This is a genomic window from Streptomyces sp. SCA2-17 (assembly GCF_044336695.1).
In genome coordinates this window covers 6,793,075-6,814,832 of record NZ_CP117521.1, presented here as the reverse complement: position 1 = coordinate 6,814,832, position 21,758 = coordinate 6,793,075, and the positions used below count along the sequence as shown (strand labels likewise).

Sequence of the window (21,758 nt, the reverse complement as noted above, 5' to 3'; positions counted from 1 at the left end):
GGATGTCTGCCTCCGGCATACGGTCCTTCAGGCCTCAGGCCTCAGGCCTCAGGCGTCAGACGTCAGGCCTTGGTCGCCAGCCTGTCGCCGACCACCAGGTGGTCGAGCTGCATGCCGGCGAAGGCTTCGACGGCGTCCTCGGGGGTCTCGACGATGGGGCGGCCGGCGACGTTGAAGGAGGTGTTGAGCAGGACGCCGCAGCCGGTGAGCTCCTCGAACCTGCCCAGCAGGGCGTGCACCTTGGGGTTCTGCCCGGCGTCCAGGGTCTGGAGCCGGGCGGTGCCGTCGACGTGTGCGGCCGCCGGGACGGCGTCCGGCCGGGTGACGCGGGCGACGATCAGCATGAAGGGCGAGGGCTGGTCCAGGTCGAAGTAGTCGCGGGCGCGCTCCTCGCGGACGACGGGGGCGTACGGGCGGAACCACTCGCGGTGTTTGACGTGGTCGTTGAGGTGGTCGCGGACCGAGGCGGGGTAGGGGGCGGCGAGGATGCTGCGGTGCCCCAGGGCGCGCGGGCCGAACTCGGAGCGGCCGTCGAACCAGCCGATGATCTTTCCTTCGGCGAGCAGGGCGGCCACCCGGCCGGGCAGGTCGTCGGGGGTCTCCACAGTGAAGCCCGAGGCGGCGAGGGCGGCGTCGGCCCTGGCGGTGGGGTATGCGGGCCCGAGGTAGGCCGTCCTGAGCGCCGGGAGGCCGGTCAGGGGCCTGCCCTCCAGCTGGTGGAGGCCGTAGTAGGCACAGCCCAGGCTGATGCCGTTGTCGCCCGCGGCCGGTACGACGAAGACGCGTTCGAAGGGGGTTTCCCGCAGGATGCGGCCGTTGGCGACGCTGTTGAGGCCGACGCCGCCGGCGATGCACAGGTCGGTCAGGCCGGTGCGGCGGTGCAGGTCGTTCGCGCAATGGACGAGGGCGCGTTCGAGGACCTCCTGGGCGGCGTAGGCCAGTGCCGCGCGGTCCTCGAACTCCCCCGATGCCACGAGGCGTTCGAAGACGTGGTTGACCTTGCTCGCCGAGATGCTCACGCCTCCCCCCGGCAGGAGGGTGACGAGCTCCGCGACCTGGTCGGTGAAGCGGTCGTCGCCGTACGGGGCGAGCCCCATGGTCTTGCCGTCCTCGCTGACCGGGTAGCGGGTCTTCGGTCCTGTGTAGGACAGGCCCAGGGCGAGGCTGGCCGAGCGGTAGAAGTGGCCCAGGGAGTTGTCGGTCTCCCCCGGCTGGTAGTAGGCGCTTTCGGAGGCCGCGTCGACGAGGTGTGCCCCGCTGACCCGGTGCACGAGGCGGATCCCGGACTCGTCCGCGGTGTAGCCGCTGATCGTCTCGGCTTCGCGCGGGTCCGGCCCGTCCTTCCGGCCGGTGACCAGGCTGCCGGAGTTGTCGCAGACCAGGACGGCGGCCCGGGTCATGCCGGAGGCGCCGAACGCGCTGTAGGCGTGGGCGAGGTGGTGGTTGATGACCGTCGCGCGCTTGCGGAACGAGTGGTAGAAGGGGCGGGGCACGAGTTCGCAGCAGACCACGTGGTCGACGTCCTCGGCCGTGGTGGCCAGGGCGTCGAGGCAGGCGCGGCGGCTGAGGCCCGCCAGGAGGTCCGCGCCGAGCCCGTACTTGCTGCCGACCAGGCGCTCCTCGTCGACCGCGACCAGTTCCCGGCCGTCGGTGGCGCAGGAGGACCAGTCGTGTCCGGAGCCCCCCAGACCCAGCACCGTCATAGTGTCGACACTCCTTACAGCTGTGGTCGGATGCGGGCGAGCGCGCTGTGCGGGTCAGGCGCGGCGGATCTCCACGATGCGCAGGGGGCCGGAGCCGCAGGGCAGCGAGCGCTCCACGGTCAGGCCGGCCTTCTCCAGCAGCGTGGCGAAGTCGCTCTCCGACCGTTCGGCCCCGCCGACGAGGACGAGGAGGAGCAGGTCGACGAAGAGGGTCGAGGCCGCGGGCCGTTCGTCGATCAGGTTGTCGATCACCAGGAGCCGGGAGCCGGGTGCCATGGCGGCGGCGATGCGGCGGAGGATGCGCAGGACGTCCTCGTCGTCCCAGTCGTGCAGCACGTGCTTGATGAGGTAGAGGTCGGCGCCGGCGGGGATGGTCTCGAAGAAGTCGCCGGGGAGGACTTCGCAGCGCTCGCCGACGCCCCGGCTCTCCAGGAGGGCGCGGGCCTCGCCGGCGACCTCGGGGCGTTCGAGGAGGACGCCGCGCGTGCCGGGGGCGCTTTCCAGGAGGGCGGCCATGAGGCTGCCGCGGCCGCCGCCGATGTCCACGACGGTGCCCGCGCCGGAGAAGTCGTAGGCCTCGGCGACCTGCCGGCTCTCGGCGAGGGACACGGATCCCATGGCGTGGTTGAACAGCTCCCGGGCCTGCGGGTCCCGCTGGGTGAGCTGCCAGAAGGAGACGCCGTTGGCGACGTCGAAGGAGGCCTCGCCGGTGCGGATGCTGTGCGCGAGCTGTTCCCAGGCCCGCCAGTGCCAGGGGGCGGCCTGGAAGCGGGCGTCGGTGGCGACCGGGCTGGTGGGGTCGGGCAGCAGCACCTCGGAGAGGGCGTTGTGCCCGTAGAGGTCGTCGTGGCCGAGGTCCTCGAAGATGCCCGAGGCAGCGAGCAGGCGCAGCAGCCTGCGCAGCGTGGGCTCGTGCGCGCCGGCCGCGGAGGCCAGGTCGGCGACGGTCCGGGGGCCCTCTTGCAGGAGCCCGGGCAGGCCGAGCTCGACGGCGACGTGGATGGCGCGGGCCTTCCACGCTCCTTGCAGGATGTCGTTGACGGTCGCCTCGGCGCCGGCGCGGTCCTGGTCGTCGTGCGTCCGCTCCGCAGTCATACGGGGGTTCCTCCACAGGGCGTTCGGGGCAGGCGGCATGGGTCCCGGCGGGGCCGGGGGCGGCGAACGGGGGCCGGGCGGCCGTGGGGGCCGGCGGGGCCGGGGCGCGGGCTGAACCGGCGGCCCCCGGCGAATCCGGGTGGCCGGCGGTGGGGCGGCCGGGGCCGGGCGCGGCCCGCTCGGGTGAGGGAGTGACACGCTTCAGGCGCGCGGACACCGGGGCTGCGACCGGGCAGCTCCGGGAGGACGAACGGGCCCCGGACAGGGGTGCGGGACCGGGGAAACTCTCGCAACGCCCGGAGCGGCGCGTCAAGAATGCCTCCGCCGGCGGCGCCGTACGGGCCGGAACCCTCCGCCGGGTTTCGGCCATCGTGGATCAGCGGCCGTGCCCGGGCGCATCGCGGGCCGGGAGCGGACTTACGCTGGCGGCGGACCCCACCCGCCCCGTGCGCGCGGAACAGCCGCCCGCCACCGGAAGAAGGACTGCCCATGACCCCGCAGGAACTGTCGGACTTCGCGCTGGAGCTGCCGGAGGCGTTCGACGACGAGGCGTTCGGCCCCGGGGCCGCGGTGTTCAAGGTGGAGGGCAAGGTGTTCGCGATCCTCCAGGACCCCTCCGAGGAGCGCCCCGCGCAGGTCACGCTGAAGTGCGAGCCGGATCTGGCCCTGCACCTGCGGGAGCAGTACGCGGCCGTGGGGCCCGGCTATCACGTCAACAAGCGCCACTGGAACACGGTTGTCCTGAACGGGACCGTTCCCGTGGAGGAGGTGCGGGAGATGGTGGAACACTCATACGACCGTGTGGTGTCGGGTCTGCCGAAGGCGACCCGCGATCGCCTGCGCCTGCTGCGCGCGGCGTAATCCTTCGTTCCCCCGCTTCCACCTCATCCCCTTCCTCCGCTCGCTCCCCCACGTTCTCCGATGACCGGTATGCCAACTGCCCAGCAGACCGAGGGAGTCGTACGTGACGTTTCGCCAGCGTGTCGTCGTCATCATCACCGAGGGAGCCGCGCCCGAGCTGCTCGGGCGCTGGTGCGCGAAGGGTCTCCTGCCCGGCTTCGCCCGGCTGCGCGCGCAGGGTGTCCACGGCCCGCTGCGCGCGGAGGGCACCCCGTACGAGCCGCCGGGCCTGCTGAGCGTCCTGACCGGGCGGCGGGCCGGGCGGCACGGCTTCTACTCGTACTGGACCTGTCACGATCCCGAGTACGCCCCGCAGGTGCTGACCTCGAAGGACCGCCGCTTCCCGGTGCTGTGGCAGCAGGAGGTCTTCGCCGGCGTCAGGTTCGCCTCGATCGGCCTGTTCGGCACCCATCCGCCCGAGCCGTTCGACGGCTCGCTGATCACCTATCCGATGTACGCCACCCTCCACGCCTGCCACCCGCGGAGCCTGCAGCGCACGCTGGCGGCGCAGGGCGTGCGGCCGGTCCACGACGTGTCGGTCTTCTGGACCGGCCAGGACCGTGACGAGCTGCTCCCCTCCCTGCTGGAGGCGGACGTCCAGCGCGGGCGGGCGGCCCTCGCGCTGCTGGAGGAGCACGATGTCGTGCTCGTCAACCTCACGTCCATCGACCGGACGTCGCACATCTACTGGCAGGAGCTGGAACGGGGGCCGGAGCACGAGGAGTCGAGCGCGGTCCTCGCCGCGTACCGGACGTGTGACCGCGTCATCCAGGACGTCCTGGAGCGGGCGGACGACCGCACCACCGTCCTGGCCTTCTCGGAGATCGGTTTCGGGCCGCTGCGCAACTACCACTCCGTCAACGCCGAGCTGGAGACCTGCGGCTTCCTCTCCCACGCCGCGGACGGCCGCGCCGAGTGGGCGCGCAGCCGGGCCTTCGAGGCGGTGCAGGGCACGCACGGGGTGAACGTCAACCTGCGGGGACGGTACAAGCACGGCACGGTCACCGAGCGGGACTACGAGGCGGTGCGCTCCGAGGTCGCGGCGGCGCTGCTGGAGCGGCTCAACCCCCGTACGGGCAGGCCCTTCCTCGCGGCGGTGCACCGGCGGGAGGAGGTCTACGAGGGCGAGGCCGTCCACCTGGCCCCGGACCTCGTGCTGGAGCCGGCGGACTGGCGCTACCTCCCTCTGGGGGATCCCGCGTGGGCTTCCCACGTGCACCGCGACTGGCAGAGCGGCTGGCACCGCCGCGATTCCTACTGGGCGGCGCTGGGCCCGGATTTCTCCGGCGGTGCCGAGCGCTCCCGCATCGCGGCCCCGGTCGACATATCCGCAACCGTGTGCGAACTGCTCGGGCGTGACGTCCCGTCGGATTGGGACGGCGTTCCGCTGTCCTGAAATCGCCCCTCAATAGGTGGCGTTGACACGCGGGGGCGATACGGCGATTGGCCAAGGCCGCCGATGGGTCACTAGCCTGCACGGGTCCGGCACATTCGGACGTCGCGGCCCGGCCGGCCCGGACGGAAGACGGCCGTCCCCCGGAGACCCATTTTAAAGTGCAAGAAAAGTGCAACAAGGCGCAAGAAGGCGCAGGAAAGGAAACGCATGTCAGCAAGGATTTCCCTCTTCGCGGTGGTCGTCGAGGACATGGCCAGGTCGCTGGAGTTCTACCGCCTGCTGGGCGTGGAGATTCCCGCGGAGGCCGACGCGGCGCCGCACGTCGAGGTGGTGCTCGACGGCGGTGTCCGGCTCGCCTGGGACACGGCGGCCACGATCCGCTCGTACGACCCGCAGTGGCAGGCCCCGACCGGGGGCCACCGCGTCGCCATCGCCTTCGAGTTCCCGGACACCGCGGCCGTGGACGCCAAGTACGCCGAGCTCGTCGACGCCGGCTACGAGGGCCACCTCAAGCCGTGGGACGCCGTGTGGGGCCAGCGCTACGCCATCGTCAAGGACCCCGACGGCACCGTGATCGACCTCTTCGCGCCCCTGCCCAGCGCGTAACCCCTCCGCGGGGCCCGGCCCGCGGCGACGCGTTCCGGGCTCCGCCGCCTCCCCGTTCTCCGCAGCACTCCGTTCTCCGGGACATCCCCCGTTCTCCGGAAGGTGGGCACCATGGTCTTACGAGCGCCCGGGCGGCGGCGGGAACCACGCCGCGCCCTGTCCCCGCTCCCCGCACGTGTCACCCGCGAAGAGCTCTCCGCAGGGGCCGCATTCGCGCCCCGGGATTTCGGCCGGGGCCCGGCCGGGCTCCCCGAGTTACCCGCCTCCCTCGCCTCCGCGCCGCTGGGCACGCTTCGTTCCGGCATTCTCACCGGGCACCTCGGCGGGCCGTGGCTGAGCGGATTCCCGCGCTATGTCTGGCACCGGTCCGGTGACATCGTCGTGGAATTCCGGCTGACCGGCCGGCGCCCCGGCGAATACTCCGGATACGAACTCCACCCGAGTGAATGGCCGGAAGGGCTGGCGGACCATGCTTCCTGAGTTCCAATTGCACTGGAATTGGCACGAGACCCCCGCCGGCGGCGCGGACGAGCTCCGGGCGACCTGGGCCGATCTGCGGATCGCGGTGGGCGCCGAGACCGTCACCCTGATCCGGGAGCCCGCCGCCGGGAAGTTCCGCGAGCACGTCACCGGCTCCCTCTACCCCATGGCCGAATGGATCGCCTTCAACTGGTGGTCGCTCGTGGCCGACGCCCGGCCCGGCACCCAGATATCCCAGCTCCGCTTCGCCTACAAATACGGCGTCGGCGACGAGCGCGCGGCGTGGTGGGTCCGCTCGCGCCGCCACATCCTGCGCGCCGCCTGCGACGGCTTCCGCTGGCCGGACATGCTCTTCGTGCCCGAGGGCCGCGAGACCCGGATCGTGTGGATGCCCGACATGGGGCCCGACGTCCGCCCGGGCGAGCACTTCGCGAGCCGCGGCAACAGCTGTGTGGAGAGCGCGGCGTTCACCGCCTCCCTGGCCGCGTTCGTGGACGCGGTCGCGGACCGCCTGGCCGGGCAGGGGATCACGGGCACGCCGCTCCAGGAGGAGTGGGCGGCGGTCCGCTCCGCCGACGAGGAGGAGGCCGCGTTCTGCCGCATCGCCGCGCGCCTGGGCCTCGACCCGTACAGCGAGGCCGAACCGTACGAGGCCGACATCGTCAAGGCCGCCGAGCAGCTGCCGGAGCCGCTGGCCTCGGACTTCTTCAACGGCGTGCGGCCGGAGCGGATCGCCGAGCAGCTCCAGTGGGTGGCGCGGGCGCGCACGCTGATGGGCACGGCCCCCGAGGGCGCCGGGGAGGCCGCCGCCCTGGCGGAGCTGCGGGAGGCCTGCGCCGAGGTCAGCGCCCGGTTCTTCGCCCCGGGCCGTCTCGACAACCCCTGGCACCTCGGCTACGAGGTGGCGCACCTGGTCCGCGCGTGGGCCGGTCTGGAGGACACCCAGCCCTTCGACCCGGCCGCCCTGATGAGCTACCGCACCGAGCAGGTCCCCTACCTGGACCGCGGGCTGGTAGCCCTCGGCACGCGCCGGGGCGCGGAAGGGGCGGCTCTCGTGTCCGCCCGCCGCTTCACCGACCGCCCCCGCCGCTTCCTCCAGGCCCGGGCCCTGTGGCACCTGATCTGCGACACCGACGACACCTTCCTCATCGCCGCCGCCCACACCCACCGCCAGCACGTGGCCCGGGGTTTCGCCCTGGAAGTCCTCGCGCCGGCCCGGGGCATCGCCGCCCTGCTGTCGGACCCGGCGCACCTGGTGTCCGCCGAGGACGTCGAGCTGATCGCCGACGACTACGGCTGCGGCAACATCGTCGTGGAACACCAGCTCGACAACATCGTCCTGGGACGGGACTTCGCCCGGCCCGGGCCGGACCGCGCCGCCGCGCGGGGCGACGGGGGCCGGACCGCATGACCTCCCACGTGCCGCCCGTCTTCCCCTTCCCGCCCGGCCCCCTGGGCACGGTCCCGCCCGCGTTCGGGCGGCTCCTGGCCGAGGATCCGGTTCCCGAGGTCCGGCTCGCCGACGGGACGCGGATCCGCCTGGCCCTGCGCCACGAGGACGTGCGGACCGTGCTGGCCGACGACCGCTTCAGCCGGCACCGGGCGGCCCTGCTGCCCGGGCGGGGGTTCGGCCGCTCGCAGGGCTCCGGCATCGTGGACCTCGACCCGCCCGAGCACGCCCGGCTGCGGGGGCCGGTGGCCGCCGCGTTCGGTGCGGAGCGGGCCGCGCGCTTCGTGCCGCGCATCGAGGAGATAGCCGAGGACGTCGTCGGCGGGCTGCCCGCCGGGGCCGGCCCCGTGGACCTGGTCACGGCGTACACCGCGCCCTTCGCCGGCCGCGTCACCTGTGAGCTACTGGGGCTGCCCGGCGACCGCTGGCGGGCCGTCACCTCCGACGTGGAGCTCCTGCTGCTGCCCCGGGGAGCCGCCGAGGAAGACCTGGCGGCCGCCCGGGACCGGCTCGGGAAGGCCCTGGGCGACCTGCTCGCCGACCGGCGGGCCAGGCCCGGCGACAGCGTCGCCGACGCGCTCCTCGTCCCGGACCCGCGGGACGGCGCCGGGGGCCTGACCGACGAGGACCGCAGGCTGCTCCTCCACGGCCTGATCATCTCCGGCTTCGTCACCATCCGGGACCTCCTGGCCCGCCACCTCTTCGGCGTGCTCTCCTCCCCCGGCCTCGCCGCCCGGCTGGCCGGCGACCCGGCCCTCGTCCCGGTGGCCGTGTGGGAACTGCTGCGCTTCTACCCCTCCACCCACGACGGGCTGCTGCGGGTCGCCACCGAGGACGTGGTCCTCTCCGGCAGCCGCATCGCCGCCGGAGAGGCGGTGCTGCCCCTGGTGGCGGCCGCCTCCCGCGACCCGGAGGCCTTCCCCGACCCCGACGTCCTCGACATCGGCCGGATCGCCGACCGCGCCATCGCCTTCGGCGCCGGCCGGCACGCCTGCCCCGCCGCCGATCTCGCCGTGGCCGAGCTGACGGTGGGCGTCGCGCGGCTGCTCGCGGCCTTCCCCGGCATCGCGCCGGCCGTGCCGCCCGAGGAGATCGAGCACAGCAGCGAACTGCTCCCCCTCGCCGTCCGGTCGCTGCCGGTGGTCCTCGGACCGCGGCACTGACCTGCACACCTCGCACCTCCGCGCCGGACGGGCCGCAGGCTGCCGGCCACCGGCCACCGGGCCCGCCCGGCGCGGACGCTCGTCCCGTTCGTTCCAGAAAGGTTCATCGGTGAATTCAGCAAGCCACCAGTCACCGGGCGCGCCCGCCGCGCTCGGCGCACCGGATGCCGAGGAGCTCAGGGCTCACGTCGCCGGTCCCGTCCTGCTGCCCGGGGAGGAGGGCTTCGACGCGGAGCTCGCCGGCTTCGAGCTGTCCGTCGCGCACCACCCGGCGCTGGTCGTCGGCGCCACCGGGGCGGCCGACGTCATCGCGGCCGTGCGCTTCGCCGCGGAGCGCGGCCTGGGGGTGGCGGTCCAGGCGACCGGCCACGGGATCTCCCGGCCCGCCACCGGTGTCTTCATCGGTACGCGCCGGATGACCGGTGTACGGGTGGACCCGGAGGCCCGTACCGCGCGCATCGAGGCGGGCGTCCGCTGGGAGCAGGTGATCCACGAGGCGGCCGTGCACGGGCTGGCGCCGCTGAACGGCTCGGCGCCGTTCGTCGGGGCGGTCTCGTACTCCCTCGGCGGGGGGCTCGGGCTGCTGTCGCGCAAGTACGGCTTCGCGACCGACCACATCACCTCCTTCGACCTCGTCACCGCCGACGGCCGGCTGCTGACGGTCACGCCCGAGCAGCACCCCGACCTGTTCTGGGGCGTGCGCGGCAGCAAGGGCAACCTCGGCATCGTCACCTCCCTGGAGGTGCGGCTGTTCCCCGTGAGCCGGGTGTACGGGGGCGGGCTGTTCTTCGACGCCGAGTCGACGCCGGCGGTGCTGAAGACCTACCTGGCGTGGGCGCCCCGGATGCCGGAGGACCTGGCGTCCTCGGTGTTCTTCACCGAGTACCCCGACGCCGAGGGGCTGCCCGAGCCGCTGCGCGGCAAGTTCGTCACCCACATCCGGCTGGCCTACCTCGGGGAGCCGGAGGAGGCCGAGCGGCACTTCGCCGAACTCCGGGCGGCCGGCACGGTCGTCATGGACACCGTGGAGTCCATGCCGTACACGCGTGCCGGGGGGATCCACAACGACCCGCCGTCGCCCGTGGCGAGCTACAGCAAGACCTTCATGCTGCGGGAGCTCGACGAGAAAGCCGTCAACCTGATCCTCCAGCTGGCCGGGCCCGGGTCGGGCGCGGTGCACGGGGTGGAGCTGCGCCACCTGGGCGGCGCTTTGTCCCGGCCGCCGCAGGTCCCCAGCGCGGTGGGCCACTTCCCCGACGCGGCCTTCAACGCCTACATCGCCTCGCTGATCGAGCCGGAGACGATCGAGTCCGTCGACCGGGCGCAGCAGGGCTTCGTCGACGCGCTGCGGCCGTGGACGGCGCCCGGGGTGTGCCTGAACTTCCTCGCGGGCCACAACACGTCGGTGGAGGTCGCGCGCGGCGCCTTCACGCCGGAGAACTACGCCCGGCTTCAGGGGCTGAAGGCGCGGCACGACCCGGGCAACGTCTTCCGGTTCAACCCCAACATCCCGCCCCTGCCCGCGTAGCCGGCGCGCGGCGGCCGCCCCGGGGCCGCGTGCTCCGGGGCGGCGGCCGCCCGCACGTGTTCCGGCCGGGGTGCACCTCACGGACGACACGAGGAGACGGTGAGGACATGGAGAGCGTGGCCGAGCAGGTTCCCATGTACATCGGCGGCCTGGCCGTGCCGGCCCACGACGGGGCCGTCCTGCGCACCTTCGAGCCGGCGACGCGGCGTCACCTGGCCGACGTCCCGAGCGGCGGCCCCGAGGACGTGCGCCGTGCGGTGGCGGCCGCCCGGGAGGCGTTCGACGAGGGGCCCTGGCCGCGGATGCCGGCGCGGGAGCGGGCCCGCCTGCTGCGCGCCGTGGCGGAGCGGCTGGCGGGCGAGGCGGCGGAGTTCGCGCGGTGGGAGGTGCGGGACAACGGCGCGACGCTCCGCAAGGCGCGGGGCGCTGACGTGCCCGGTGCGATGGCGGCGTTCGAGTGGAGTGCCTGGTGGGCGGAGCACGTGCCCGAGCGGGAGTCCGGGGGCGGCGGCGCGTACGTGCTGTGGCGGCCGGCCGGGGTCGTCGCCGCGATCGTGCCCTGGAACCTGCCGCTGCTGCTCGCCGCCTGGCGGATCGCGCCCGCCATCGCCGCCGGCAACACGTGTGTGATCAAGCCGGCTTCGTTCGCTTCGCTGTCCGTGCTGCGCCTGGTGCGGCTGCTGCACGAGTGCGGGTTGCCGCCGGGTGTGGTCAATGTGGTCACGGGGCCGGGTGCGGTGGCCGGGGAGAGCCTGGTGCGTGCGCCGGGGGTGGATCTCGTGGCGTTCACCGGGTCCGACGAGACCGGGGAGGCCGTGCGGCAGGGGGCGGCGTCGGCGGGCACGAGCACCCGCCTGGACCTGGGGGGCAAGTCGCCCAATCTCGTGCTGGCGGAAGCCGATCTCGCGCAGGCCGTGACGGGTGTGACGTGGGGGGCGTTCCTGCACAACGGGCAGGTGTGCATGGCGGGCACCCGGGCCGTGGTGCACGCCGCCGTCCACGACGAGTTCGTACGGCTGCTGGTCGAGCGCGTGGAGCGGCTGCGGCTGGGCGACCCGCTGGACGAGGCCACCGACCTCGGCCCTCTGGTCTCGCGCAGCCAGGCGCGCACGGCCCGGCGCTTCACGGAGCTCGGCCTGTCCCAGGGGGCGGAGCTGGCGTGCGGCGGCAGCTCGCCGGCCGCGGGCGAGCTGCCCGAAGGGCTGGACTCCGCCGCGTACTTCAGGCCTACGGTGCTGACCTCGGTGGGCGAGCGCGACGCCGTCGCGCAGGAGGAGATCTTCGGCCCCGTGCTGTCGGTCATCCGGGCCGCCGACGACGAGGAGGCGGTCCGCATCGCCAACGGCACCCGCTACCGGCTCAGTGCCGGCGTGTGGTCCGCCGACCCGGCGCGGGCGCGCGCCGTCGCCGAGCGGCTGCGCGCGGACCGGGTGTGGGTCAACGACTACCGCTTGGTCGACCTGGAGCTCCCGGACCGGGACGGGCGGGGCTCGTCCGCCGTCTGGGACCGGCTGACGAACGAACTGGACTCCTACCGGCGGCGGCACACCGTACACGGGGGCGGCGGGGAGGAGGGACGGCCGGGCGGGCCGCCCACTCCCTATGCGCTGCTCGGCGGATGAGGCGGAGAGCGCGGATGGAGCTGATAGAGCGGATAAGGAGGATGAGGTCAGGCGACGGGCCTGCGGGTGCCCTGCGACGGGAGGCCGAGGAGCGACCGCAGGGTCGGTGCCACGTCGTAGAGCGAGAGGCCGGCGGCTTCGCCCGGTGCGACGCCGGGCGCGCTGAGGGCGAAGATGCCGGTGTCGCCGTGGTTGGCGTGGTCCGGCCCGGTGTCGTTCTCCGTCGTGTAGAGGCCCTTGCCCATGCCGAGGGTGGCCAGGGCCCGCCAGCGCAGGTTCCCGACGTAGACCAGGAGGTCCGGGGCGATGCCGTTGACCTCCGGGTAGAGCTCGCCGGGGCGCAGGGCGCGGGTGCCCATGGGCAGTCCCTGGTCGTCCGGCACGGCCTCCAGCGCCGCGGCGACGAGGTCGCGGGTGCTCTCGTACTCCGCGGCGGGGATCGTGCCGTGCGGCTCCCTGCCTTCGACGTTGAGGAAGATCCGCCCGTAGTAGCCGCCTTCGGCCCAGGCGGTGGTGCGCTTCCAGTCGATCCGGGCCGCGCTGACGGGTGTGGGGCCGGCGACCTCCTCGGCCAGGACGAGGAGGCCTTCCTTGCGCAGCCACTCGTTGATGAAGAAGCCGCCCACCATCGGCTGTGCCCCGTGGTCGGAGACGACCAGCACGGCCGTGTCCTCGGGCAGGCACTCCAGGAAGCGGCCGAGGTGCCGGTCGAGGGCGCGGTAGTAGTCGCGGAAGAGGGCGGCATAGGGGTTGCCGGGCTCGTGCCGGGGGTGGCCGGGGTCGCAGTACTTCCAGAAGCCGTGGTGCAGGCGGTCGGGGCCCATGTCCACGAAGGAGAGGAAGTCCCACTCCTGGGTGGTCGCGAGGTGGCGGGCGACCTCGAAGCGCTGCTCGCTCATGTCGAAGATCTGCTGCGAGACGCGGCCGAGTTCGGGGGAACGGAAGTCCTCGACGTCCAGGGCGTAGCCGCCGGTGAGCTTGTGGAGCTCGTCCGCGAGGCCGGGCGGCGCGGTGTACTGCGCCTGGGTGGAGGGAGCGAGGAAGCAGGAGACCATGGCGCCCCGGATGGGGGCGGGCGGGTAGGTGCCGGGGACGCCGAGGACGACGCTGGAGCGTCCGGCCTCCGTCATCTCGTCCCAGATCCGCGGGGCCTTGATGCTGTGGGACGTGGCGAACTTCAGCGGGCCGTAGTCGTGGGCGGCCCGGTCCCGGAATCCGTAGACGCCGAGTTCGCCGGGCGTGCGGCCCGACATCATGCAGGACCACGCGGGCATGGTGATGGGTGGGTCGACGCTGCGCATCGGCCCCCACAGGGAATTGCGGCGCAGTGCGGTGAACACCGGCATGTCACCGGCGAACCGGTCGAACATGTACTGCGGAGTCGCGGAGTCGAGGCCTATCACGGCCACTTTACGGGCAGCGGGCATCGGGGATTCCTCTCACTGTGCTCAGCTCGCGACCGGGCGAGGGGAAAATGAGCGCCGCGAAAAACATACGCGCCGCCGGAGGAATACGACAGGGGGCAGGAGGACGATGAGGATCAGCATTGCGCTGCCGAATACCGTGCCGGGCGCGGACGGCGGCCTTTTGACGGAATGGGCGAAAAGGGCCGAGGACCGCGGATTCGCTTCGCTGGCCGTCACGGAGCGCCTGGTGTATCCGGGCCACGACCCGCTGCTCACCCTCGCGGCCGCGGCCGCGGCGACCTCCCGGATCGGGCTGCTGACCAATGTCCTGATCGGCCCGCTGCGCACGGCGCCGGTGCTGGCCAAGGAGGTGGCGTCGCTGGCCTCACTGTCCGCCGGGCGGCTCGTCCTGGGGGTGGGGCCGGGCGTACGGGAAGACGACTTCGAGGCCGCGGGGCGCTCGTTCGCAGGGCGGCGTGAGACGTTCGAGGAGCAGTTGGAGCTGCTGGGGCGGGGTGCGGCGGGTGCGGCGTCCGGGCCCGGGGCCGGCCCGGGGGTGCCGGTGCTGGTGGCCGGGCTGAGCAGTGCGGCCGTGCGGCGCGTGGTGCGCTGGGGCGACGGCTGGACGGCGCCGGGCCTGGAGCCGGAGGCGATCCTGCCGTTCGCCGCGCGGGTGCGCCGCGCCTGGTCCGAGGGCGGGCGCTCCGGCGCGCCGCGCATCGTGGCGCTGGCACGCTTCGCACTGGGCGAGGACGTGGAGCGGCAGTCGGCGGCGTTCGTGCGGGACTACTTCTCCGTGCTGGGCGCGGAGGCCGAGGAGTTCGTGGCGAAGACGCCCCGCACGCCGGACCGGATCCGGCAGGTCGTGACGGCGCTGGCCGGCGGAGGGGTGGACGAGGTGGTCATGCACCCCACCGCGGCCGCGCTGTCGCAGGTGGACCGGCTGGCGGACGTCCTGCTGCCCTGAGCGCTCCGCGGGAAGTGGAGGGCGTCATCTGCGGGTCGTGGGGGCTGGTCGCGCAGTTCCCCGCACCCCTTCGGGGCGCGGACCCGCACCGCACGTCGGCAAGACCGCTCAGAGCGCCCGTCCCTCCGTGCGGGCGAAGTGCAGGGCCCGCTCCACCCCGTCGAGCCGGAAGGGGTGCCCGACCTGGAAGATCAGGTGGCGGGCGCCCGCGGCCACCAGCCGGTGCAGCTCGTCGTCGGTCTGGTCCCGGGTGACGAAGGCGCTGCGTTCGATCTCCGCCGGGTCGCGGCCCACTTCGGCGCACCACTGGTCGAGGGCGCGGTTGCCCTCGGCGAAGCGCCAGGCCATGGTGTTCCAGATGGTGGCGCGTTCGGCGGCGAAGCGCAGCAGGCGCTTGCGTCCGTCGCCGCCGATCAGCAGGGGAAGTGCGCCCAGCGGGCCGGGGTTGAGCCGGGCGAGCCTGCGGTCGATTCGGTCCACCGCCTCCACGAGACCCGCGACGCGCTCTCCCGCTCCGGACGAGGGGTATCCGTACTCCTTGAGGTCGCGTTCGACCCAGCCCGCGCCCATGCCCAGGATGAGGCGGCCGTCGCTGAGGTGGTCGACGGTGCGGGCCATGTCGGCGAGCAGGTCCGGGTTGCGGTAGGCGTAGTTGGTGACGAGGGTGCCGACCCGGGCGGCGCGGGTGTCGGCGGCCAGGGCGGCGAGCAGGGTCCACGCCTCGTAGTGGCTGCCGTCGGGGTCGCCGGTGAGCGGGAAGAAGTGGTCCCACAGCCACAGCGAGTCCACGCCCAGGGAGTCGGCCGCGCGCCAGGCGGCGCGCAGTTCCCGTACGGAGGTGTGCTGGGGGGTCAGCCAGACCCCGATCCTGATGCGCCCGTCCGGCCGCGTGGGTGCGTACGTCATCGTGGGAACCGCCCTTCCGGCGCCTGCGGGAATCATGTCGCGGGGATTACCGTGCTGGTGTTCCGGGGTGTTGTTCCCGGGTGTTGTTCCGGGGTATTGGCGGCTGCTAGCCTCGCCATATGCGCGCGACTCTGACGAATGACGTCGAAACAGCCGCACGAGACCTCGCCGATCACGGTTACTGCCTGCTGGAGTGCCCGATTTCGCCGGGCGCCTTCGAAAGACTCAGGGGCCGTCTGCTGGATGTCGCCGAGCAGGAGCGCAAGGACGGTTCCGCTTTTCTCTACGACGGCGGCAACCAGCGCGTCTTCAGCCTGCTCAACAAGGGCGAGGAATTCGAGGAGAACGTCCAGGACCCCACCGTCATGCGCTTGATGGAGGAGCTGCTGGGCGTCGGTTTCCTGCTTTCCAGCACCCATGCGAACATCGCGGGGCCCGGCGGCGCCCCGATGCACCTGCACGCCGACCAGACCTTCGCCCGCCCGCCCTGGCCGCCGTACGCCCTGGTGGCCAACAGCATGTGGATGCTGGACGACTTCACGCCGGAGAACGGCGCGACGCGCTTGGTGCCGGGCTCCCACCTGCTGGGGCGGCAGCCGGACTACGAGCGGGGCGAGGGCAATGCCGTGACCGTCCCGGCGTGCGCGCCGGCCGGCAGCGTGATGGTCTTCGACGGCCGGCTCTGGCACCAGACGGGCGCCAACACCACCGGCCTGCCGCGCCACGGCATCCTCAACTACTACTGCCGCGGCTACGTCCGGCAGCAGCAGAACTTCTTCACCGGTCTGAAGGAGGAGGTCGCCGCCCGCGCCGAGCCGGGGCTGCGGCGCCTGCTGGGCTATGAGAACTACTTCTCGCTCGGGATGACCGACGGCCTGCCGTAACTGCCCACGGAAGGGGAGGGATTCATGCCGGGAACGCTCATGGTGCCGGTGGCGCGGCTGGTCGTCGTGGCCGGCCGGGCGACCACGGACGGCGCAGAGCTCTGGGCCCGGGCGCTGGCACCCGAGGTGGCGGTGGATCACGGGCCGGAGGGCCTCGCGGGCTCGTCCGGCGGCGCCCTGCCCCGGGCCCTGTTCACCACCGGCGACCGGATGACCGGCGTGCTGGCCGACGCCGTACGCGCGGATCCGCCGCCCACGCACGTGCTGCTGTGGGCCGGCGACCGCGAGCCGGAAGAGGGCTGGGAAGCGGCCGGACGGCTGTCCTGCCCGGTGACGGTGCTCGTCCCCATGGACGCGGAGGCTGCCCGGGCCGCCGCCCACCGCTGGCGCGGCCTCACGGACGGGCCCTTCACCGTACGGTTCCTCCCGCCCGGCTGCCCGCTGCCTGCGGCGTGCGACGCGGTGAGCGCACGGCTGATCAAGGAGGAGCTGCAGGTGTGGCCGGCCTGACGCGGCACGGATCGGCACGGCCGCCCGTCAGCTTTCCGGGACCATGAGGGTCAGGGCCCGGGCCGCCATCCGGTAGCCCAGCGCGCCCATGCCCATGACGACGCCGGAGGACAGCGGCGCGGTCACCGAGACGTGCCGGAAGGCCTCCCGGCCCCACACGTTGCTCAGGTGGACCTCCAGCCACGGCGGCCCGAAGTCGGCCAGCGCGTCGCGCAGCGACCAGCCCGCGACCATCAGCGCGCCCGGGTTCACGATCGCCCCCGCCACGTCACGGTGCCGCTCCAGGAGGTCGACGAGCTCTCCCTCGCCGTTGCGCTGCTCGGCGACCAGGCTCCAGCCGCGGCCGCGGATCTCCTCCGCGACCTCGGCCTCGATCTCGGCCAGGGTCCGCGTCCCGTAGATCTCCGGCTGCCGCTTGCCCAGCGTCCCCAGGTTGGGCCCGTTGAGCAACAACACCCTGTCCATGCTCCTCCTCCGCTCGTCCGGCTCTCTCGCCCGGGTCCCTCGCCCGCGTCTTTCGTCAGCCCACCAGTGCCTTGTACAGGTCCGCGGGGGTGGCGCGGGCCACGTCGGCGTCGTCGGGGAGCTCGGCCCCGAGCTCTTCCTCCAGTACGACGGTGAGCTCGATGACCCGTACGGAGTCCACCGCCAGCTGCTCGCCGAGGGGGGTGTGGGGGTCCAGCGCGGTGCCTTGGGCGCCCAGCGTCCGGGCCACCAGGGTCAGGAATTCCTCCAGCGCGGGCACGTCGGCCACGGTCGTCCGCTCCTTCCCGGTCGTGCGCGGCCGGCCGCGGCGCGGGGGCCGTCCCGGCGGGCGCAGCGGCAGGTCCTGTTCGTAGTGCAGGCCGAGGCGTAACGCCGTCTCGGCCTTGGCCAGTTCGCCGCCCAGGTAGCCGGCGTGGGCGGGGTCCTCGATCACGCCGGCCTCCAGGAGGCCGAGCAGCATGGTCTCTCCCCGGGTGCCCTGCATTTCGTGGCGGGGCGTCACGTCGGAGCCGTAGTGGCGCAGCCGTATGCGGCCGCCGGCCCGGTCCACGGTGATCACGACGAAGCCGTCGATGCCGTTCGCCAGGGGCTTGCGCCGTCCTACCGGGTGCAGGAGGCCGAAGGAGGGCAGCGGTGGTGCGTACGGAGCCGCGCCGTCGCCGGGAGCTCCCGTGGGACTGCCCGCGGTGGCGTCGCGTACGGCGGAGAGCAGCGCGGCGACGGCGGTGCTCAGGACCAGCGGGTCGCGCTCGCCGCGCAGGTCCACGAGCTCCACGCGGGTGCGCACCTCTTCGACCTCCCGGCGGGTCACCGACCGCAGGACGGGCAGGTGGCCGGCGGCGCCGGGGATGCGCGCGCTGCCGGGGCGCAGACCGCGGCGGAAGAGGGCGACGAGGCTCTGCCCGGCCAGGAAGCGGGGCGAGTCGCGGCCGCAGACCAGCAGGCCGCGGACGGTGCGGTCGCGCGCCAGGGCCCGGACGATCTCCTCGATGCCCAGGTTGGCGGTCATCAGGGTGCCTGCCAGGGCCACGCCGGGCAGGCGGGCCAGCGGTCCGACGAGCTCCCTGCTGCTGAGGGTGCAGACGGCCACCCGCGCCGGGGCGGGCTCCGCCGTGCCCTCCCCCGTTCTCACCATGTGGCTCCGCTGCCCTCCCCGGTGTACTGGCGCGGCAGTCCGCCGGGCCGCTCTTTGGGGATCGTCGAGCTGACCTCGATGACGCGGGCGCCGAGGCGGGTGAGCGCCTTGCCGACGCGCAGCTGCTCGTCGCGCAGGAGCTGCATCCGGTCGTGGAAGTACTGCTCGACGTCGACCACCTGCCGGGCCTGCTGGGCGGGGTCGAGGGTGTCGTTCATGACGGCTTCGAGGTTGGACATGAAGAAGGCGTAGTTGTACTGGCCCATTTCCTGGCGGACCTCGTGCACGCGGGCCTTGAAGGCCTCCATCACGTCGTTGACGCCGGGCAGCCGGCCGAACTTGCGGTGCAGCCGCGAGATGAAGGTCTGGAGGACGACGTTGTAGGTCTCGAAGGCGAACACGGAGGAGTACTCGGTGATGACGCCGTGGCGGTGGTAGTCGTCGTTGTTGTAGAGGCGGGCGAAGTGCTTGGCCAGCTGTCCGACCTTCGGGTCCTTGAAGTCGTAGCCGTAGGGGTCGAGTCCGTCGAGGTAGGTGTCGTTGAGCAGGCCGTCGCCCTCCATGCGGCGCACGATGGCGGTGCCGGGGTAGATCTCCAGGCGCTCGGTCATCCGCCGCAGGTTGTGGCCGGAGTTGTCGCGCAGGAAGGCGGCGTTGGCGACGAGGGTCTCCACGGTGGCGTACGGGTGGAAGGGGATGAAGCCCATGGCCAGGTAGATGCCGTGTTCGCGCAGCATCCTGATGATGGTGACGTTGTCCTCGACCGTCGCGCGCTTCTCCCACAGCCGGAGTTCCTCGGCCGTGCCGGCTTCGATGCCGACGTTGACCTTCTCCAGGCCGGAGGCGACCAGCAGGTCGAGCACGGCGTGGTCCTCGGGGGTGTCGCGCCAGTTCTCGGCACGCATGCAGACGTTGTAGTAGATCTCCAGGCCGCGGTCGAGGATGCCGTTGGCGATGGCCGTCACGCGCTTCTTCCCCACGCGGCCGCCGTCGGGGTCCTCGAAGGTGGAGTCCACGAAGTCGAAGGTGCGGAACTGGTGGCGCTCGACGATCGCGGCGACCTCCTCCACGATCTGCTCGGGGCCGCGGCCGCGCCAGGCCTTGCCGGCCTGCACCCGGTTCTTCAGGTGCGGCGCGGAGCAGAAGGCGCAGTTGGCGACGCAGCCCCGGCTGGTGCTCACCCGGACGTACTCCAGCTTGTTGCCGTGCTGGCTGAGCTGGTCCCGGGCGGGGAAGGGCAGGTCTTCGAGGTTGTGGATGAGGGGCCGGGCGGGGTTCTGGCGGGGCGTGCCGCCGGCGTCGCGGTAGCAGATGCCGCGCACCTCGGAGAGCGGCTCCTTGAGGTAGAGCCGCTGGACGAGGTCCAGGACGGTGGGTTCGCCCTCGCCGACGGCGACGACGTCGGCCCAGGGGTTGTTGCGGAGCACGTCCAGGCCGGCGAAGGTGCCGGCGGGCCCGCCGCAGGCGATCACCGTGCCGGGGAGCTCTTCCCGCAGGAGCCGGCACAGCGTCAGGCAGCTGCCCAGGTTGAGGCTCATGAGGGTGAAGCAGACGAGGTCGGGCCGGAAGTCCTTGAGGGCTTCGACCGCGGCGGCGGCCTCGTCGTCGCCGTGCTCCACCTCCCGGATCTCGGCGGTGAAGCCCGTATGGCGCAGTACGCCGGCCATGTAGGCCACGCCGAGGTGCTCGGGCGACATCACGAGGTCGCCGTCGAGGAGGATGAGGAAGCTGACCCGGAACGACGCGGGGTCCGTGATGCGGGGGTCGAGCGTCAGGTCGAGCGTTCCCGGTTTGGGCGCCGAAGGTACCAGACCGAGATCCTGCTTCATTACTGCTCCCTGGTGTCGAGGGGGGCCGGTGGGCCGCCGGGCGGCGGGTCCGCCGTGCCGAGCACGGGCGTGCCGTCGAGGCCGTCCGGGCGGATGCCGATCGACGCGAGGACGGTGGGGGCCACGTCCGTCATGTCGTACGGCGCGGCGGCCCGCCCGGCGGGGGGCGGGGTCGCGCCGCGGCGGTAGAGGACCGCGTCGTGGCGGGTGTGGGTGCCGCTGAGGTGGTCGGTGCGTACGGTGGCGGTGCCGCCCCAGCCGCCGCGGAGCTGGATGCCGGGCGCGGGCACGGCCACGAGGTCGGGGGCGTGGTGCAGGAGCGGGCCGTGGTAGACGTCGGCCGCGCGGTGCAGGGCGCGCAGCAGCGGGGGCCCGTCGGTGTCGGGGCCGATGCGGGTGCCGTCGCAGCGCAGTGCGGTCAGTTCGCGGGCGATCTCGGCGGCCGCGTCGTCCGCCTCGGCGTCGGTGAGGGCGCCGCCGGGGAAGCGGCTCTTGCGGTTGAGGTAGATGCGGGCGGGGTCGAGGGCGAAGGCGGTGCTGCGGGCGTCGAGGGCGTCCGGGCGCGGGCAGGCGTCGAGCGGGGCGAGCCAGCCGGACTCCCTGAGCCAGGCGTTGACGTAGACCTGGTGTGCGGCCGGGCCGAAGCCGTGGTCGCTCATGAGGAAGAGCTCGGTGCCGGCGGGGAGGGCCGCGACGAGCGTGCCGACGCTGTCGTCGACGAGGCGGTGGAAGGCGCGGAGCCGCTCGTGCAGGGGGTGTGCGGGGTCGGTGACGGCGCGCCACAGGAAGTGGTAGACGCGGTCGGTCTCGGTGAGCACGGTGACCGCGAGGTCCCACGGTTCGTGGCGCAGGAGGTGGTCCATGGCGCGGGTGCGGGTGCGCAGGGCGCGTTCGGCGCGGTCCAGGAAGGCGGCGGGGTCGGCGGCGGCGTCCCCGACCTCGACGTCGAGTTCGTATCCGAGGCCGCGCAGCAGGGGAAGCAGCCGGGGCGGGCTGACGGCGCGCTCCAGGTCGGGGGCGACGAAGCCGGAGACGACGACGCCGCCGGTGTCAGGGGCCGGGTAGGTGCCGGGGACGTTCAGGCACAGGGTGCGCCGGCCGGCGCGGGCGGCGAGCTCCCACAGCGGGGGTTCGGCGAGGTCGGGCAGGCCGGGGAAGCGGATGTGCCGGCCGCCGCCGGGCGTGAGGTCGGTGAAGCCGTAGATGCCGTGCCGGCCGGGGTTGGTGCCGGTGAGGAAGGTGGCCCAGGAGGTGGAGCTGATCTCCGGTACGGGTGCGAGGAGTTCGGCGCAGTGGCCGTCGGCGAGCAGTCCGGCGACGTGGGGCATGGTGCCGTCGGCGGCGAGCCGGGTCAGCAGGGACCGGGGCATGCCGTCGAGCCCGACGACCAGGGCACGTGCGGCGTGCGGGCTCACGCCATGCGCTCGCGGACGTAGCCGGCCAGGAGGTCGAGGCTGTCGATGAGCTTGATCGACAGGTCTTCGTCGGCGATCTCGATGCCGAACTCGCTCTCGACCCAGATGAGGAACTCGATGGTGTTGATGGAGTCGAGGCCCAGCTTGTCGACGAGTCCCTGGTCGGGTACGTCCGAGGGCTCCATGGGGAGCTCCAGGGAGTCGACCAGCACCTTGCGGAGGCGGTCCTTGATCTCGTCCGTTGCGGTCTTCTCCATGCGCGGAAACCTTTCTCCTC

General features: G+C 73.2%; 20 protein-coding genes. 11 read left to right on the top strand and 9 right to left on the bottom strand.

The window, feature by feature from the left end:
• Nucleotides 1–62: 62 nt before the first annotated feature.
• On the bottom strand, nt 63–1,703 hold the full coding sequence (locus tag PS271_RS30300) for a carbamoyltransferase family protein (RefSeq protein ID WP_398386321.1): 1,641 nt from the start codon (nt 1,701–1,703) through the stop codon (nt 63–65).
• 54 nt (nt 1,704–1,757) lie between these two features.
• Nucleotides 1,758–2,798: a methyltransferase gene (locus PS271_RS30295; protein ID WP_398386320.1), complete on the bottom strand. Its 1,041-nt coding sequence runs from the start codon at nt 2,796–2,798 to the stop codon at nt 1,758–1,760.
• 489 nt (nt 2,799–3,287) lie between these two features.
• Between PS271_RS30295 and PS271_RS30290 the strand changes: the two genes are divergently transcribed.
• From PS271_RS30290 to PS271_RS30255, 8 genes are all read left to right on the top strand, one after another.
• Nucleotides 3,288–3,659, top strand: a complete 372-nt coding sequence (locus PS271_RS30290; protein ID WP_398386319.1) for an MmcQ/YjbR family DNA-binding protein — start codon at nt 3,288–3,290, stop codon at nt 3,657–3,659.
• A gap of 103 nt (nt 3,660–3,762) precedes the next feature.
• Nucleotides 3,763–5,094, top strand: coding sequence for an alkaline phosphatase family protein (locus PS271_RS30285; protein ID WP_398386317.1), 1,332 nt, complete (start codon nt 3,763–3,765; stop codon nt 5,092–5,094).
• Nucleotides 5,095–5,301: 207 nt separating this feature from the next.
• Nucleotides 5,302–5,700, top strand: a complete 399-nt coding sequence (locus PS271_RS30280; RefSeq protein WP_398386316.1) for a VOC family protein — start codon at nt 5,302–5,304, stop codon at nt 5,698–5,700.
• A 111-nt stretch (nt 5,701–5,811) separates the two neighbouring features.
• Nucleotides 5,812–6,180: a hypothetical protein gene (locus tag PS271_RS30275; protein WP_398386314.1), complete on the top strand. Its 369-nt coding sequence runs from the start codon at nt 5,812–5,814 to the stop codon at nt 6,178–6,180.
• Nucleotides 6,170–7,591 carry a hypothetical protein gene (locus PS271_RS30270; protein ID WP_398386312.1) on the top strand — a complete coding sequence of 474 codons (1,422 nt, stop codon included), beginning with the start codon at nt 6,170–6,172 and terminating at the stop codon, nt 7,589–7,591. The genes PS271_RS30275 and PS271_RS30270 overlap by 11 nt, the downstream gene beginning before the upstream one ends.
• Nucleotides 7,588–8,793: a cytochrome P450 gene (locus PS271_RS30265; protein ID WP_398386310.1), complete on the top strand. Its 1,206-nt coding sequence runs from the start codon at nt 7,588–7,590 to the stop codon at nt 8,791–8,793. The genes PS271_RS30270 and PS271_RS30265 overlap by 4 nt, the downstream gene beginning before the upstream one ends.
• Before the next feature lie 109 nt (nt 8,794–8,902).
• Nucleotides 8,903–10,321: an FAD-binding oxidoreductase gene (locus tag PS271_RS30260; RefSeq protein ID WP_398386308.1), complete on the top strand. Its 1,419-nt coding sequence runs from the start codon at nt 8,903–8,905 to the stop codon at nt 10,319–10,321.
• A gap of 107 nt (nt 10,322–10,428) precedes the next feature.
• The gene (locus tag PS271_RS30255; RefSeq protein WP_398386306.1) at nt 10,429–11,943 is read left to right on the top strand and encodes an aldehyde dehydrogenase family protein; all 1,515 of its coding nucleotides are present in this window, start codon (nt 10,429–10,431) and stop codon (nt 11,941–11,943) included.
• A 47-nt stretch (nt 11,944–11,990) separates the two neighbouring features.
• Here the strand turns inward: PS271_RS30255 and PS271_RS30250 are convergent, their stop codons facing one another.
• Nucleotides 11,991–13,370, bottom strand: a complete 1,380-nt coding sequence (locus tag PS271_RS30250) for an alkaline phosphatase family protein (RefSeq protein WP_398386305.1) — start codon at nt 13,368–13,370, stop codon at nt 11,991–11,993.
• Between the two features lie 106 nt (nt 13,371–13,476).
• Between PS271_RS30250 and PS271_RS30245 the strand changes: the two genes are divergently transcribed.
• Nucleotides 13,477–14,316 carry an LLM class flavin-dependent oxidoreductase gene (locus PS271_RS30245; RefSeq protein WP_398386304.1) on the top strand — a complete coding sequence of 280 codons (840 nt, stop codon included), beginning with the start codon at nt 13,477–13,479 and terminating at the stop codon, nt 14,314–14,316.
• A 108-nt stretch (nt 14,317–14,424) separates the two neighbouring features.
• On the opposite strand, the gene PS271_RS30240 is transcribed toward PS271_RS30245, so the two are convergent.
• The gene (locus tag PS271_RS30240; protein WP_398386302.1) at nt 14,425–15,222 is read right to left on the bottom strand and encodes an LLM class F420-dependent oxidoreductase; all 798 of its coding nucleotides are present in this window, start codon (nt 15,220–15,222) and stop codon (nt 14,425–14,427) included.
• A 119-nt stretch (nt 15,223–15,341) separates the two neighbouring features.
• Between PS271_RS30240 and PS271_RS30235 the strand changes: the two genes are divergently transcribed.
• The gene (locus tag PS271_RS30235) at nt 15,342–16,106 is read left to right on the top strand and encodes a phytanoyl-CoA dioxygenase family protein (RefSeq protein ID WP_398386301.1); all 765 of its coding nucleotides are present in this window, start codon (nt 15,342–15,344) and stop codon (nt 16,104–16,106) included.
• 24 nt (nt 16,107–16,130) lie between these two features.
• The gene (locus PS271_RS30230; protein ID WP_398386300.1) at nt 16,131–16,616 is read left to right on the top strand and encodes a hypothetical protein; all 486 of its coding nucleotides are present in this window, start codon (nt 16,131–16,133) and stop codon (nt 16,614–16,616) included.
• A 27-nt stretch (nt 16,617–16,643) separates the two neighbouring features.
• Here PS271_RS30230 and PS271_RS30225 read toward each other — a convergent pair whose 3' ends face one another.
• From PS271_RS30225 to PS271_RS30205, 5 genes are read right to left on the bottom strand one after another with little or no spacing between them, the layout of a single operon-like run.
• The gene (locus PS271_RS30225) at nt 16,644–17,081 is read right to left on the bottom strand and encodes a type II 3-dehydroquinate dehydratase (protein WP_058042904.1); all 438 of its coding nucleotides are present in this window, start codon (nt 17,079–17,081) and stop codon (nt 16,644–16,646) included.
• Between the two features lie 55 nt (nt 17,082–17,136).
• The gene (locus PS271_RS30220) at nt 17,137–18,237 is read right to left on the bottom strand and encodes a DUF4346 domain-containing protein (protein ID WP_398386298.1); all 1,101 of its coding nucleotides are present in this window, start codon (nt 18,235–18,237) and stop codon (nt 17,137–17,139) included.
• Nucleotides 18,231–20,066: a B12-binding domain-containing radical SAM protein gene (locus PS271_RS30215; protein WP_398386297.1), complete on the bottom strand. Its 1,836-nt coding sequence runs from the start codon at nt 20,064–20,066 to the stop codon at nt 18,231–18,233. Before PS271_RS30215 ends, PS271_RS30220 begins: the two co-directional genes overlap by 7 nt.
• Nucleotides 20,066–21,481, bottom strand: a complete 1,416-nt coding sequence (locus PS271_RS30210) for an alkaline phosphatase family protein (RefSeq protein ID WP_398386295.1) — start codon at nt 21,479–21,481, stop codon at nt 20,066–20,068. The genes PS271_RS30215 and PS271_RS30210 overlap by 1 nt, the downstream gene beginning before the upstream one ends.
• Complete coding sequence (locus PS271_RS30205) at nt 21,478–21,738, bottom strand: acyl carrier protein (protein WP_058042900.1); 261 nt, start codon at nt 21,736–21,738, stop codon at nt 21,478–21,480. Before PS271_RS30205 ends, PS271_RS30210 begins: the two co-directional genes overlap by 4 nt.
• Nucleotides 21,739–21,758: the final 20 nt, after the last annotated feature.